At 65.7% G+C, this 14023-nt stretch carries 12 protein-coding genes and 1 pseudogene; 9 read left to right on the plus strand and 4 right to left on the minus strand.

Going from position 1 to position 14023, the window contains the following annotated elements; genetic code table 11:
• Nucleotides 1-98: 98 nt before the first annotated feature.
• Nucleotides 99-1550: pseudogene (locus ABS88_RS19445) on the plus strand (type I restriction-modification enzyme R subunit C-terminal domain-containing protein); the annotation flags it as partial.
• Nucleotides 1551-1713: 163 nt separating this feature from the next.
• On the opposite strand, the gene ABS88_RS19450 reads toward ABS88_RS19445, so the two are convergent.
• Nucleotides 1714-2058, minus strand: a complete 345-nt coding sequence (locus ABS88_RS19450) for an excalibur calcium-binding domain-containing protein (RefSeq protein ID WP_353745116.1) — start codon at nucleotides 2056-2058, stop codon at nucleotides 1714-1716.
• A gap of 397 nt (nucleotides 2059-2455) precedes the next feature.
• Between ABS88_RS19450 and ABS88_RS19455 the strand changes: the two genes are divergently transcribed.
• Nucleotides 2456-3163 (plus strand): endonuclease III domain-containing protein, encoded by a 708-nt coding sequence (locus ABS88_RS19455; RefSeq protein ID WP_199775083.1) that lies wholly within the window; start codon nucleotides 2456-2458, stop codon nucleotides 3161-3163.
• Between the two features lie 58 nt (nucleotides 3164-3221).
• Here ABS88_RS19455 and ABS88_RS19460 read toward each other — a convergent pair whose 3' ends face one another.
• From ABS88_RS19460 to ABS88_RS19470, 3 genes are all read right to left on the minus strand, one after another.
• Complete coding sequence (locus ABS88_RS19460; RefSeq protein ID WP_158682223.1) at nucleotides 3222-3461, minus strand: hypothetical protein; 240 nt, start codon at nucleotides 3459-3461, stop codon at nucleotides 3222-3224.
• Nucleotides 3462-3583: 122 nt separating this feature from the next.
• Entirely contained in the window at nucleotides 3584-4810 is a 1227-nt protein-coding gene (locus ABS88_RS19465) for an alpha/beta fold hydrolase (protein WP_286750320.1), read from the minus strand.
• A 563-nt stretch (nucleotides 4811-5373) separates the two neighbouring features.
• Nucleotides 5374-6354: an NAD(P)H-dependent flavin oxidoreductase gene (locus ABS88_RS19470; protein WP_067113170.1), complete on the minus strand. Its 981-nt coding sequence runs from the start codon at nucleotides 6352-6354 to the stop codon at nucleotides 5374-5376.
• A 132-nt stretch (nucleotides 6355-6486) separates the two neighbouring features.
• Here ABS88_RS19470 and ABS88_RS19475 point away from each other — a divergent pair, with 132 nt between their 5' ends.
• From ABS88_RS19475 to ABS88_RS19505, 7 genes are all read left to right on the plus strand, one after another.
• Nucleotides 6487-7581, plus strand: coding sequence for an acyl-CoA dehydrogenase family protein (locus ABS88_RS19475; protein ID WP_076075097.1), 1095 nt, complete (start codon nucleotides 6487-6489; stop codon nucleotides 7579-7581).
• On the plus strand, nucleotides 7578-8783 hold the full coding sequence (locus ABS88_RS19480) for an acyl-CoA dehydrogenase family protein (RefSeq protein ID WP_076075095.1): 1206 nt from the start codon (nucleotides 7578-7580) through the stop codon (nucleotides 8781-8783). Before ABS88_RS19475 ends, ABS88_RS19480 begins: the two co-directional genes overlap by 4 nt.
• Before the next feature lie 13 nt (nucleotides 8784-8796).
• A complete protein-coding gene (locus ABS88_RS19485) occupies nucleotides 8797-9579 on the plus strand; it encodes an SDR family NAD(P)-dependent oxidoreductase (protein WP_076075092.1) in 783 nt (260 codons plus the stop codon).
• A gap of 28 nt (nucleotides 9580-9607) precedes the next feature.
• Complete coding sequence (locus tag ABS88_RS19490; protein ID WP_076075090.1) at nucleotides 9608-10858, plus strand: acetyl-CoA C-acetyltransferase; 1251 nt, start codon at nucleotides 9608-9610, stop codon at nucleotides 10856-10858.
• A gap of 69 nt (nucleotides 10859-10927) precedes the next feature.
• Nucleotides 10928-12058, plus strand: a complete 1131-nt coding sequence (locus tag ABS88_RS19495; protein ID WP_076075087.1) for a CaiB/BaiF CoA transferase family protein — start codon at nucleotides 10928-10930, stop codon at nucleotides 12056-12058.
• A 186-nt stretch (nucleotides 12059-12244) separates the two neighbouring features.
• A complete protein-coding gene (locus tag ABS88_RS19500; protein ID WP_067113149.1) occupies nucleotides 12245-13048 on the plus strand; it encodes a crotonase/enoyl-CoA hydratase family protein in 804 nt (267 codons plus the stop codon).
• 2 nt (nucleotides 13049-13050) lie between these two features.
• Nucleotides 13051-13830, plus strand: a complete 780-nt coding sequence (locus tag ABS88_RS19505) for a tyrosine-protein phosphatase (RefSeq protein ID WP_067113146.1) — start codon at nucleotides 13051-13053, stop codon at nucleotides 13828-13830.
• Nucleotides 13831-14023: the final 193 nt, after the last annotated feature.

A 14023-nucleotide genomic window follows, 5' to 3' on the forward strand; every position in this document is an offset into this window, starting at 1 on the left:
ATCAAAACCAGTCGGCCGACTAAATCCCCGGGATGAAGGGGTCCTTTTTGCACGCCGATCACCCCACGAAGGGGGTGCCTATTGCACGCTGATCCTCAATCATCGACGAATGCCATCGCGGCGGCGCGAAGGACGAAAGCGAATGGCGCGCGATCCTCGACTACTTCGCGCCCGCCGTGCAGATCGGGCTGACAGCCACGCCGAAGCGGAAGAACAACGCCGACACCTACGCTTATTTTGGCCAGCCGGTTTACACCTACTCGCTGAAAGAGGGCATCAACGACGGCTACTTGACCCCGTTCAAGGTCCGCCAGATCGGGACGACGATAGACGAATATGTCTACACCGCCGACGATGCCGTGATCGAAGGCGCGGTGGAGGACGGCAAGCGCTACACCGAGGGCGACTTCAACCGCACCATCGAAATCCGCGAGCGCGAGTTGTATCGCGTCAAGACCTTCATGGACATGATTGATCAGCGAGAGAAGACGATCGTTTTCTGCGCGTCACAGCCCCACGCTGGCATCGTTCGCGACCTCATCAACCAAGTGAAGGCCAGCAACAATCCGAATTATTGTGTCCGCGTGACGGCCGCTGATCAGAAGATCGGCGACCAATGGCTGCGTACCTTTCAGGATAACGACAAGACAATCCCAACGATCCTCACGACCTCGCAGAAGCTGTCCACTGGGGTCGATGCCCGTAACGTCCGCAACATCGTGCTCATGCGTCCGGTCAATTCGATGATCGAGTTCAAGCAGATCATCGGGCGCGGGACTCGGCTATTCGATGGCAAGGATTATTTCACCATCCTCGATTTCGTGAAGGCCTATCAGCACTTTAACGATCCCGAGTGGGATGGCGAGCCGCTGGACCCTGAGCCGCCGAAAGGCCCGCGCGAAGGGAAGCCAGAGGGCGATCCACCAGAGCCATCCGAACCGGGGCCGGACCCCGAGCCGCCCAAGACCAAGCTGGTGATCCGGCTGGCGGACGGGAAGGAACGCGCATTCCAGCATATCAGCGCGACGACCTTTTGGAGCGTCGATGGCAAGCCGGTTTCGGCGCAGCAGTTCATCGAAGACCTGTTCGGCCAATTACCCGATCTGTTCCGCGACGAAGACGAGCTGCGCGCGATCTGGAGCCAGCCGGACACGCGGCGCAGGCTCGTGGAGGGCCTGGCCGAACGCGGATTCACCGGCGAGGCGCTCGACGGCATCCGCCGGGCGACGGATTCGCAGGAGAGCGACTTGTTCGACGTGCTAGCATTCATCGCGTGGGCACGTCCGCCCCTCAAGCGGATCGAGCGGGCAGACACTCGGCGCGCCACGATCCTTTCCCGATATGGCGATAAGCAGCGTGACTTCCTCGATTTCGTTCTCTCGCAATATGCGGCCATTGGCGAGAGCGAATTGGACGACGGTAAGCTTCCCGCCCTACTGGAACTGAAATACGGAACGCCAATGGATGCCGTGCGTGAGCTGGGGTCGGTTGCCGAGATCCGCTCCACGTTCCTGGGGTTCCAGCGCGGCCTGTATGAGCGTGAGCGCTGAAGCTAAGCTGATCGGCAGCTACCCAGTAATGCCGGTCGTTCATGTCTCAACATCGAGCGACTTAAGTTGGTCGGCACCGGGCGCTGGGTAAATGTCAGCTATCCACCTTCTCGCCCCTTAAAGCCGACGTTCGCCTACCGGCCAATCTTGCTCGAATGCTGTCTCATAAACCGCGATAGGGCTCGCACGCGATCCCATCGGCGTCAGCGTCCAATCCGTCGCGGTAACCCGGCTGGCCTCGGTAGATCGGAGCGACGCCCGCCGCGCGCGCGTCGGCACAGCGACGCCAGTAATCGCCATCCTGTGGCTTTCGCCCCCTCACCTCTCCAAGGTTCTCTGCAAAGTCACCCAGGCTCGCCACGACTCTTTCACTGCCCTCAGGCGTAATCGCCGTGAAGGCTAAGCCCGCTGTGGCCCCAACCATCCCGGCACCCAGCATGTAAGGAAGCGAGCGGGAGCGCCGGCGCTTCAACTTAGCAGGCGCGCGGTATCGTGGGCGGCGAATCATGCACCCCGCTTACCGGATGACGGTAAACATCGAATGAGCCCCGTTGCCACATGTGCCATGATCGCCGTAAATCAATTTACGTCTAACAGACCCACTCACGCCACCACGTAGAAGTATAGAAAATGTTAGACAACAATGGCGTAATCTGGCATCGAGGTTTTACGGACTGAATGAAGAATTCAGGCGCGCAGGGAGACTTGCGTGGGACCGAACAAGCAGAGACAGTATTTAGAAAAATATATCAAATACATACACTTATATTCTAAATACCTCCCGCTCCGCCATTTTCCGCCGAATCTAATCCCATAGTGCGACGTGTCGGGACAACCGCAGAGCCCGTCGGCCGCTTTTTTTCCTTGCAATGTTCTCTTTTTGTTCATATTATGAGACTATGCAGATGGCGTTTAGCTTCTGGGCTACAGAAGATATGGAGTGGGTGCGGGATCGGCTAAGATGCCGCTTTGGCTGCCCTGCTGAACCGGTCCGTGTGCGAACGCCCGTCGGCCAGCTGGTGAAGTCGATGATCAGCGGTCGCACACGCGACGCCGTCTCGTTGGGCGCCTATCACCGCCTCGTCGAAATCTATCCCGAATGGTTCAGCATCGCACGAGCGACGACCGCTGAGGTCGAGGAAGTCATCGGCGATGTGACCTTTCCTGATGTAAAAGCGCAATACCTTCGTGATGCCTTGACCTTCGTCGCCGCAGATCGCCCTGATTTCAACCTGACGTTTCTCGGCGCGCTGGACGTGGAGAGCGCGCTCGCGTGGCTGGAACGTCTGCCGGGTGTGGGCCGAAAGGTTTCGGCGTCTACCCTCAACTTCAGCACGTTGCGCATGCCGGCCTTCGTAGTGGACACGCATATACTGAGGATCATGCGTCGATTCGGATTCGTTCGAGGCAAGGCCGACACGCAAACCGTCTATAATCTGACCATGACGGCATTGTCCGACTGGTGTGCGACCGATCTTGCGGAACTCCATGTGTTGATCAAACGCCTGGGTCAGACGGTCTGCCGTGCCGATCGCGCCGATTGTCGAAGCTGCCCGATCCGCCGGCGCTGCCGGGCTGCCACTTTCGGAATCCGAAACTCCCTCCAGAAATAGAAGCGCTTGCGACTTCGAAACCGCAAGCGCTTCATTCCATAAGAGGCGAACCCGGCTGTCAGGGACTGACGGGTGAATCGTCGTCGTTGTCATCGGCGATCGCGATCATCACCGCGATGCCCGCGGCAAGCCCGATCAGACCGATGATCCAGCTTGCGCCGCCGGCGAACTCGCTGTTTTCCTCGCTCGACGATACCGCGCGCGCGCCGTCGAATGCGGGGGCGGCCGAAACCGCAACTGGTGCCGCCACCATCGAAAACGCCGCCAGACAGACGGCGGCTTTGCTCAGATATCTCATGAAGTCCTCCATGTTGGGGCCGGTGTTTCGCGTACATCAACGCGCGAAGGCGTGCCGCGATCCAGCTTCGGCATCGATTCGACGACAAAGCGGCACGGCCGGGGGCAATCGCGTGGTGGGGATCAGGCGAAGTGCAGCTTGCGATACTTGCCGCGAAAATAGAGCAGCGGATCGCGGCGCGGCTCGAAGATCGCCTTCAGCACCCGTCCGACGAGGATGAAATGATCGCCGCCCTCGTGCACCGCATCGCGCGCGCATTCGAAGCTGCCGAGCGACCCCACGAGCACCGGCGTGCCGAACTCGCCGATTTCCCACGGCGTCGCGGCAAAGCGATCCTCCCCCTTGCCGGCAAAGCGGTTCGAGGTGGGCTGCTGCCCGATCTGGAGGACGTTGACCGCGAAATGGTCGGCGCCGCGCAGGATCGCCGCGCTGCCCGAACTGTTCGCGATGCAGACGAGCAGCAAGGGCGGGTCGAGCGAGACCGAGGTGAAGCTGTTCGCCGTCAGGCCGATCGGCACGCCGTCGGGGTCGATCGCGGTCACCACGGTCACGCCCGTCGCGAAGCAGCCGAGCGCGTCGCGAAAGGTGCGCGCGTCGGACCCGGCGCGATATTCGGGCGATTCGCGCGGCACGCGGCGCTCGAGGAAGTCGATCAGATAGGCCCCGAGCGTATCGCTGCGATCGTCGGCGAAGCGCGGCGCCGTATCCTCGACCTCGACGAGTTCGCCGTCGGGAAGCCGATCGACGAAGGACGCGGCATCGTCGCGCGAGGCGAGATCGCTCGTCAGACCGTGGATATAGAGCGTCGGCAGCGCAATCGTCCCGGCCACATCCGCGAGGCGTTCGGCCAGCGCCGCGGTGTCGAACGCATCGGCGAGGCGCGGATCGCAGACGGGCTGCTCCGGCCCGGGGCGGACGGCATCGCGCAGCCATTCGCCGATCCGAAGCGCCGCGCCGCTGTCGTCGCCGACAGGCAGGTCGACGAGCACGAGCCCCGAGGCCAGCAGTGCCGCATCGCGCGCCAGCGCCGCGCTGGCGATCCAGCCGCCGAAAGTCGAGGCGACGACCACCGGCCGCGTACCGAGCTGCGCGAGCACGGCGCGGAGATCCTCGACCATCGCTTCGAAATCATAGCGGCCGTCGGCCGGCCATTCGCTGCCGCCATGCCCGCGCAGGTCGAGGCTGATGACACGGCGCCCGGCCTGTTCGAGCGCATCGGCGAGCCGCGCCCAGACCGCGCGCGTCTGCCCCGCCCCGTGCAGCAGCAGCACCGCGGGATCGTTTTCCGACCCGATGATGTCCGCTTCGAGCCGAACGCCCGCGAAGCCGCGATATTGGACCGTCGTCATGCCATTCCGTCTTCCTTAGCTCCCAGCGCCATGCCGTGCTTTCCCGGGCAAGACCAGCCCGCGAAAGAATATGGCTTCGCTTGATCCATATCAACGCGAGGGCATGCTTCCACCCTATTCTGCCGGACGCAGGTTCGGTGTCGGCCTGTAGCCAACGCGACACGGTCGCGGCGGCCTGCTCCTCGGCACCATCTCCCCACTGCCCCGTCGCCCTGCGGCGGGGCGTTCTTTTTGCACCGTCGACCGCCACCCCGGACCTGATCGATAATGATCCCTTTTCGACAGGTGCCGTTCCCCGGCGAAAGCCGGGGTCCATGCGGGGCGGCGCCATGCCATCTGGACCCCGGCTTTCGCCGGGGAACAGGCCGTTGCGTGTCTGAAGGATATATAGGCCGACTTGATCCGGGGTGACGGCGTCAGGGCGCTTCGGATCCCCGCGCTCACGGGGACACACGGATGCCGCATTCGATGGAATCGTCATTGCGCGCGGCAATCCAGAGCGGCCGCAAGCCGCCCCGGATCGCTTCGCGCCGCTCGCAAGGTCAATCCAACGTCATCGGCCTCTAGCGGCGAAAGCCCGCCAGACGCTGGTCGATGATCGCTTCGGCCTGGCCGATGATGCGGTCGATCAGGTCCTGGCAGCTCGGGATGTCGTGGATCAGTCCCTGCACCATGCCGGCCCAGAAGACGCCCTTGCTGAGGTCGCCGGTTTCGAGCAGTTCGCGACCCGCGGCGCCCGCGACGAGCGGCTGGACGTCCTCGAACTTCGCATCGGGCAGCGACAGGCGGCGCACCACCTCTTCGCTGACCGCGCTCTTGCCGACGCGCGCGGTGTTCTTGAAATTGCGGAAGATCAGGAAGCTGCCGCGCTCGTCATTCTCGACATAGGCCTGCTTCACATTGTCGTGGATCGGCGCTTCCTTCGTCGCGCAGAAGCGCGTGCCCATGTTGATGCCCTCCGCGCCGAGGCTGAGCGCCGCGACGAGGCCGCGTCCGTCGCCGAAGCCGCCCGAAGCGAGCATCGGAATCTTCACCTTGTCGGCGGCCGCCGGGATCAGGATCAGCCCGGGGATGTCGTCCTCGCCCGGGTGCCCCGCGCATTCGAAGCCGTCGATCGAGATGATGTCGCAGCCCGCCCGTTCGGCCGACAGCGCATGGCGCACCGCGGTGCATTTGTGGAGGATGGTGACGCCGTGCGGCTTCAGCATTTCCCAGATTTCGCGCACGGCCTGCGTCCCGGCCGTCTCGACGATCTTCACCCCGCCGTCGATGATCGCCTGCGCATAGGCCTTGTAGTCGGGCGCGTTGATCGTCGGAAACACCGTCATGTTCACGCCGAACGGCTTGTCGGTCATCGACCGGCAGCGCTCGATCTCTTCGCGCAGCGCCTGCGGAGTCGGCTGGGTCAGCGCCGTCAGGATGCCGAGCCCGCCGGCGTTCGACACCGCGCTCGCCAGTTCGGCATAGCCGACGCTCTGCATGCCGCCCTGCACGATCGGATGCTCGATTCCCAGCATCTCGGTGATCCGCGTCTTGAAAGCCATTCGCTGTCCTTCCCTCTGTTCGTTGCCCACATGGTGACGCTACGTCGCCGCCGCGCCGGAATTGACTTGACGTTTACGTCAACGTCCGGTTCATTGGCAAGAGCGAAGGGTGAGAGAAGGACAGGTGCGGCGATGACGATCCTCCACGACGAGGGCCAGCAGGCGATCGCGACCGAATCGCGGCGCGTCCTGGAGGCCCGCATGCGCAAGGAAGACCTTCTGCCGCTGCTCGAGGTCGAGGGGCGCTATCACGAAGGTTTCTGGGCGACCGCGAAGGAACAGGGCTGGACCGCCCTCGCGCTGCCCGAATCGCATGGCGGGCTGGCGCTCGGCCTCGTCGAGCTGGGACTGATCGCTCATCAGGCGGGGCGCACGCTGAGCGGCGCGCCTTTCCTGACCTCCGGCTTCGGCGCGGCCAAGGCGATCGAACTCTACGGCTCCGACGCGCAGAAGGCGCGCTGGCTTCCGGGCCTTGCGAGCGGCGACAGCATCGGGGCGATCGCCTTTGCATCGGGCGCCGATCCGCTGCCGGCGCAGCCCGGCGTGCGATTCGCCGACGGGCGGCTCGACGGCATCGCGCCCGCCGTGTCGGGCGGCGTCGCCGCCGACGTCGCGATCCTGTTCGCCGCCGGAGCGGACGGGCCGGTGCTGGCGATCGCCGATCTGGCCGGGGTCGAGCGGCGGACGGTCGCCAGTTTCGACAACAGTCGCTGTCTCGCCGACCTCGTTTTCGCGGGCACGCCCGCCGAGCGTCTGGAAACGGACGGCGCGGCGCGCGACGCGGCGCTGCACATCCTTGCGCTCCAGGCCGTCGTCACCGCGCACGAACAGACGGGCGGCGCCGAAGCGCTGATGGAGATCGCGCGCGACTATGCGGTGACGCGCAAGGCGTTCGGCCAGCCGATCGGCGCGTTCCAGTCGATCAAGCACCGCATCGCAGAGCTTTACGGCCTCGTCGAACTGGCGCGCGCCAATTGCATCCATGCCGCGGCACGCGATGGGGCGGAGGATTTCATCACCGCCGCCGCCGCTGCGCGGCTGTCGGCGACCGAGGCCTATGACAGTGCGGCGCGCGACTGCGTCCAGATTCACGGCGGCATCGGCGTGACGTGGGAGATCGGCCTGCACCTCCACATGCGCCGCGCGCGCAGCCTGGCGCTCGAACAGGGCAGCACCCTGTTCTGGGAGGATGTCCTCGTCGACCGTTTGGCGGGAGAAGGTGCATGAGCGATCTGGAAGGCTGGCGCGCCAAGGCGGCCGCATGGTGCGAGTCGATGGTGCCGCAATTCGGCAAGGCGGCGCGCAAGGGCCTGACCGTCGAAGAGGATCTCGCGCTCGGCCGCCGGTATCAGAAGGCGAAGTTCGACGCGGGATTCGCCGGCATCAACTGGCCGACCGATCTGGGCGGACAGGGGCTCGGCCATATCGAGAAGATCGCCTTCGAGGCCGAGGAGATGAAGCACGGTTTCCCGAACGTCTATTTCGGCATTTCGCTGGGGATGCCGGTGCCGGTGCTGATGCAGTTCGGCACCGACCGCGACTTCGTGAAGGAACGCGTGCTGAAGGCGCTGCAGGGCGAGGAAATCTGGTGCCAGCTTTTCTCCGAGCCGTCGGGCGGCACCGACCTGGCCGGCCTGCGCACCCGCGCCGAGACCGACGGCAACGGCTGGAAGATCAACGGGCAGAAGGTCTGGACGAGCTGGGCGCAATATAGCGACTATGGCGTCATCGTCGTGCGCACCGACCCGACCGTCGCCAAGCACAAGGGTCTGACCTATTTCTGGGTCGACATGAAGGCGCCGGGCGTCACGGTGCGCCCGATCAAGCTCGCGGGCGGCGACAGCCATGTCAACGAGGTGTTCTTCGACGATGTGCGGATCGGCGACGATCATCGCATGTCGCCGGTCGGCGGCGGCTTCGCGGTCGCGATGGCGACACTGATGATCGAGCGTTATGTCGCGACCGACAGCGCCGGCTTCGGCCCGCACCTCGACCTGTTCGTCGACCTGGCGAAAGAGGTGCGGCTGAACGGCCGTCCGGCGATCGAGGACGGTCGCATCCGGCAGCAGATCGCGCGCAACCATGCGATGCGCGCCGGGCTCGATTCGATCAACGTGCGCGCGCGGCTGATGATGCAGGCGGGGATGACGCCGGGGCCGGAGGGATCGCTGAACAAGCTGGTCGCGGTGCGCTCGCGCCAGAAGCTGTCCGAACTCGCGATCGATTTGCAGGGCGCGGCGGGCTTCGCGTTCGACGCGCACGCCTCCCCCAAGGACGACTGGGCGTCGAGCTGGATCAACGCCCCGACGGGCCGGATCGCCGGCGGGTCGGACGAGACGCTGCTCAACACGATCGCCGAGCGCATCCTCGGCCTGCCGCAGGATCATCGCCCCGACAAGGGCGTGCCCTTCAACGAGATACCAGCCTGACAGGAGCCTCCCCATGAAGATCGATTCCTCCACCGCAGCCGTTGTCACCGGCGGCGCATCGGGGCTGGGCCGCGCGACCGCCGAAGCGCTCGCCGCCGCCGGGGTCAAGGTGGCGATATTCGACATCAACGACGCGCTCGGCGAAGAGGTCGCGAAGGCGATCGGCGGACTGTTCGTCCATGTCGACATCACCGACGAGCAGTCGGTCGTCGACGGCTTTGCCACGGCGCGCGCGGCGCATGGGCAGGAACGCATCGCCGTCCACTGCGCGATGACGTCGCGCCGCGGCAAGACGCTCGCCTTCGACAAGGAAACCGGCAAATATCGCCGCACCCCGACCGCCGATTACGAATATGGCGTCGCGGGCATATTGACCGCCAGCTATCGCATCGGCTCGATCGCCGCCGAGGGCATGGCCAGCTTGCCCGAACTGGAGGATGGCGAGCGCGGCGCGATCGTCTTCACCGCGTCGGTCGCGGCGCAGGACGCGCAGATCGGGCAGGTCATCTACGGATCGGCCAAGGCGGGCGTGAACGGCCTCGTCCTGCCTATGGCGCGCGACCTGATGGACCTGGGCATCCGGGTCAATTCGATCATGCCGGGCGTGTTCGGCACGCCGCTGCTCGGCAATATGAACCCGAAGGTCAAGGAAAGCCTGGAGGCCTCCGTCCCCTTCCCCAAGCGCCTCGGCAAGGCCGAGGAATATGCGAGCCTGGCGATGGAGATGGTCCGCAACACCTATTTCAACGGCCAGTGCGTCCGCCTCGACGGCGCGATCCGCATGGCGCCGCGCTGATTTTCTCCCCAACGAAAGGAATAGATACATGTCCGAAGCCTATATCATCGACGCCGTCCGCACCCCGCGCGGCATCGGCAAGCCCGGCAAGGGCGCGCTGTCGCACCTGCACCCGCAGCACCTGGCCGCGACGGTGCTCGCCGCGATCCGCGACCGCAACAATCTCGACACCGCGACCGTCGACGACATCGTCTGGTCGACCTCGACGCAGGAAGGCAAGCAGGGCGGCGACCTTGGCCGCATGGCGGCGCTGGCCGCGGGTTACGACATCAAGGCCAGCGGCACGACGCTCGACCGCTTCTGCGGCGGCGGCATCAGCACGGTGAACTTCGCCGCCGCCAGCGTGATGAGCGGCATGGAGGATTGCGTCATCGCCGGCGGCACCGAGATGATGAGCTATCAGCAGCAACTGTCCGCCGAACGCGCCAACGCCGGTCTGCCGCAGCGCATGATGGGATCGGGAAATCCCGAACTCGACGCGCTGCACCCGCAATCGCACCAGGGCGTGTGCGGCGACGCGATCGCGACGATGGAGGGGATCAGCCGCGAGGCGCTCGACGCCCTCGCGCTCGTCAGCCAGCAGCGCGCCGACAAGGCGATCAAGGAAGGCCGCTTCGCCAGGTCGGTCGTCCCCGTTCACAACCCGGATGGCAGCGTCGCGCTCGACCGCGAGGAATTTCCGCGCCCCGAAACCACCGCCGAAGGGCTGGCGGCGTTGAAGCCCAGCTTTACCGCCCTCGCCGATTTCGACCTCGGTGATGGAACGACCTTCCGCAAGCAGATCAACCGCCGCTATCCCGATCTCGAAATCCAGCATTTCCACCATGCCGGCAACAGCTCGGGCGTCGTCGACGGCGCGGCGGCGGTCCTGCTGACCTCAAAGGATTATGCCGACAAGCACGGGCTGAAGCCGCGCGGTCGCATCGTCGCCTATGCCAATATCGGCGACGATCCGACGCTGATGCTCAACGCCCCGGTCCCGGCGGCGAAGAAGGTGCTCGAAAAGGCGGGCCTCGGGAAGGAGGACATCGACGTCTGGGAAATCAACGAGGCCTTCGCGGTGGTCGCCGAAAAGTTCATCCGCGACCTCGACCTCGATCGCGGGAAGGTGAACATCAACGGCGGCGCGATGGCGCTCGGCCACCCGATCGGCGCCACCGGCTCGATGCTGATCGGCACCGCGCTCGACGAGCTCGAGCGTTCGGGCGGCCGCTACGGCCTCGTCACCATGTGCGCCGCGGGCGGCATGGCGCCGGCGATCATCATCGAACGCATCTGAGGCGATTATCGCCACCCGCGAGCGCTTCGCTCCGCTCGCGGGTGGCGACGAACGGACAGGAGACACGACATGACCGGACCGCTCAGGGGCGTCAGGATCATCGAGTTCGCCGGCATCGGCCCCGGCCCCTTCTGCGGCATGATGCTCGCGGACCATGGCGCCGAGGTGATCCGCATCGACCGTCCGGGCGGGTTCATGGACCCCCGCGATCCGCTGTCGCGCGGGCGCACCTCGATCGCGCTCGACATGAAGAACCCGCAGGCGGTCGAGATCGCGCGCGACCTGTGCAAAAGCGCCGACGGCATCATCGAGGGCTATCGCCCCGGCGTGATGGAGCGGCTGGGGCTCGGGCCCGAGGTGCTGCTCGCCGACAATCCGAAGCTCGTCTATGGCCGCATGACCGGCTGGGGCCAGTTCGGTCCCTATGCCCAGTCGGCGGGGCACGACATCAACTATATCGCGCTGTCGGGCGTGCTGCACACGGTCGGCCGCGCCGGCGAGAAGCCGACGCCGCCCGTCAACTATGTCGGCGATTTCGGCGGCGGCGGCATGATGCTCGCCTTCGGCATGGCCAGCGCGCTGCTCCACGCGGCGAAGACCGGCGAAGGCCAGGTCATCGACTGCGCGATGACCGACGGGTCGGCGCTGCTCGCGGGCATGACCTGGGGCTTCCGCGCCATGGGCCGGCTGCACGACGAGGCGGGGGTCAACATGCTCGACAGCGGCGCCCATTTCTATGACACCTATCGCTGCGCCGACGGCAAGTTCATCTCGATCGGATCGATCGAGCCGCAATTCTATGCGCTGCTGCGCGAGAAGACGGGGCTCGACAAGGACCCCGCCTTCGACGCGCAGATGGACCCCGCGCAATGGGGCCCGCTCAAGGACAGGCTGACCGCGCTGTTCGCGACGAAGACCCGCGATGAATGGTGCGCGCTGATGGAGATGACCGACGTCTGCTTCGCGCCCGTGCTCTCGCTCGACGAGGCGCCGAAGCATCCGCACAATGTCGAGCGCGAAACCTTCGTCACCATCGGCGGCGCGACCCAGCCCGCCCCGGCGCCGCGCTATTCGGCGACGGTGAACGACATGCCGCGGGCGGCGCCGCAGGTCGGCGGCGACGGCGATGCGCTGCTGGCCGGGCTCGGCTATGACGCCGACCGGATCAAAGCGCTGCGCGAGGGCGGCGCGGTTCGCTAGAGCACCGCGGGTTAAACCTGAACCATTTGCCCCCCGCTTTCGCGGGGGCAGGCTCCGAGCTTGTCGAAGCACCGTCCTTTCTCTTACGGAGTCAGAGAAAGGACGGTGCTTCGACAAGCTCAGCACGAACGGGTACAATTTGATGTCTCGATGCTCCAGAGTCGGGATTCTAGAGGAGATAAGGGCGTGGGTGAATTTCTGAGTGTCGAACGGCGGGGCAAGATTGCCATCCTGACGATGAGCAAGCCCGAAAGCATGAACGCGATCGGAACGCATGCGGATTGCGACGACATCATCGACACGCTGCGCGCGCTGGGCGAGGATCGCGGCGTCAGCGCGATCATCCTGACCGGCAGCGGCAAGGCGTTCAGCGCCGGCGGCAACCTGAAGAGCATGCAGGAACGGCAGGGGATCGGGGTGCTCGACCAGCCCGATTCGACCCGCGCCAACTATCGCCGCGGCGTGCAGGCGGTGATCCGCGCGCTGATGGACTGCGAGGTGCCGATGATCGCGGCGGTGAACGGCCACGCCATCGGGCTCGGCTGCGATCTTGCCTGCACCTGCGATATCCGCATCGCGGCCGAGAGCGCCAAATTCGCGTGCAGCTTCATCAAGGTCGGGATCGTCCCCGGCGACGGCGGCGCCTGGCTGCTCCAGCGCGTGCTCGGCTATCCGCGCGCCGCCGAGCTGTTCCTGACCGGCGACCGTTTCGACGCGGCGACGGCGAAGGACTATGGCCTCGTCACCGAGGTCGTGCCCGATGCCGACCTGCTCGACCGCGCCGTCGCGATCGCCGAGCGCATCGTCTGCAACCCGCCGCGCGCGCTGCGGCTGACCAAGCGGCTGATGCGCGAGGCGCAGCACAGCCGGATGAGCGACATCCTCGAACTCAGCGCCGCTTATCAGGCGATCGTCCACGAAACCGCCGACAACCGCGAAGCGATCAACGCCTTCGTCGAAAAGCGCGCGCCGGTGTTCACGGGAGACTGACCATGGCCGCCGACCGCGTCCTGCCGCTTTCGGGCGTCCACAATTTCCGCGATTACGGCGGCTATGGCGTCGAGGGCGGCGGGCAGCTGCGCAGCGGCGTGCTGTGGCGGTCGGCGCAGCACGAGGCGGCGACCGACGACGACCTCGCCGCGCTCGACGCGCTGGGCCTCGAAACGGTCGTCGACCTGCGCGGCGACGACGAGCGCGAACTGCATCCGTGCCGCCGATCGGATCGGTTCGCGGCGCGCGTGCTGTTCGCGGGCGGCATCACCGCGGGCCTCGCCCCGCACCTTCAGGCGGCGGGCGGCGCGATCGACGTCGAGACGGCGCGGGCGCGGATGATCGACACCTATGCCGCCATGCCCTATCGCCCCGCGCTCGTCGCGACGCTGCGCCTCTATCTGTCGGCGCTCGCCGAATATGATGCGCCGAGCCTCGTCCATTGCGTCGCTGGCAAGGACCGCACCGGCTTTGCGGTCGCGATCGTCCACCGCCTGCTCGGCGTGCACGAGGACGACCTGATGCACGACTATCTGCTCACCAACACGGCGGGCAAGATCGAGGAGCGGATCGCCCAGGGTGCCGCGCATATCCGCCAGCGCTATGGGGGCGAGATCAAGGACGACGCGGTTCGCGCGCTGATGTCGGTCAACCCCGCCTACCTCGACGCCGCGCTGGCCACGGTGCGGCGCGATCATGGCGACATCGCGGGCTATGCCGAGGCGGTGCTGAACGTCACTCCCGAAATGCGCGAGGCGATGGTCGACAAGCTGGTCGTCTGAACGGCGGTTTCCCGGACCGGCGACCGTTTCGACGCGGCGAAAGCTGGAGCCGCTGGCGGTCTGTAATGGCGATCCGTCCTAAGGCGTGTGGGGCTTCATCTTGCGACTGTCCTTTATCGTGTGTCCCCGCGAAGGCGGGGACCCATCTGCGGTGGTTTCGAGATGGAACCGGCCGAAGATGGACCCCCGCCTT

Source organism: Sphingopyxis sp. SCN 67-31 (assembly GCF_001725095.1).

What these genes read in the sequence shown, in the direction of transcription:
- ABS88_RS19475 (WP_076075097.1), top strand. Translation starts at nt 6,487, where the DNA reads ATGACGATCCTCCACGACGAGGGCCAGCAGGCGATCGCGACCGAATCG.
- ABS88_RS19495 (WP_076075087.1), top strand. Translation starts at nt 10,928, where the DNA reads ATGACCGGACCGCTCAGGGGCGTCAGGATCATCGAGTTCGCCGGCATC.
- ABS88_RS19455 (WP_199775083.1), top strand. Translation starts at nt 2,456, where the DNA reads ATGGCGTTTAGCTTCTGGGCTACAGAAGATATGGAGTGGGTGCGGGAT.
- ABS88_RS19470 (WP_067113170.1), bottom strand. Translation starts at nt 6,354, where the DNA reads ATGGCTTTCAAGACGCGGATCACCGAGATGCTGGGAATCGAGCATCCG.
- ABS88_RS19505 (WP_067113146.1), top strand. Translation starts at nt 13,051, where the DNA reads ATGGCCGCCGACCGCGTCCTGCCGCTTTCGGGCGTCCACAATTTCCGC.
- ABS88_RS19490 (WP_076075090.1), top strand. Translation starts at nt 9,608, where the DNA reads ATGTCCGAAGCCTATATCATCGACGCCGTCCGCACCCCGCGCGGCATC.
- ABS88_RS19485 (WP_076075092.1), top strand. Translation starts at nt 8,797, where the DNA reads ATGAAGATCGATTCCTCCACCGCAGCCGTTGTCACCGGCGGCGCATCG.
- ABS88_RS19460 (WP_158682223.1), bottom strand. Translation starts at nt 3,461, where the DNA reads ATGAGATATCTGAGCAAAGCCGCCGTCTGTCTGGCGGCGTTTTCGATG.
- ABS88_RS19450 (WP_353745116.1), bottom strand. Translation starts at nt 2,058, where the DNA reads ATGATTCGCCGCCCACGATACCGCGCGCCTGCTAAGTTGAAGCGCCGG.
- ABS88_RS19480 (WP_076075095.1), top strand. Translation starts at nt 7,578, where the DNA reads ATGAGCGATCTGGAAGGCTGGCGCGCCAAGGCGGCCGCATGGTGCGAG.
- ABS88_RS19465 (WP_286750320.1), bottom strand. Translation starts at nt 4,810, where the DNA reads ATGACGACGGTCCAATATCGCGGCTTCGCGGGCGTTCGGCTCGAAGCG.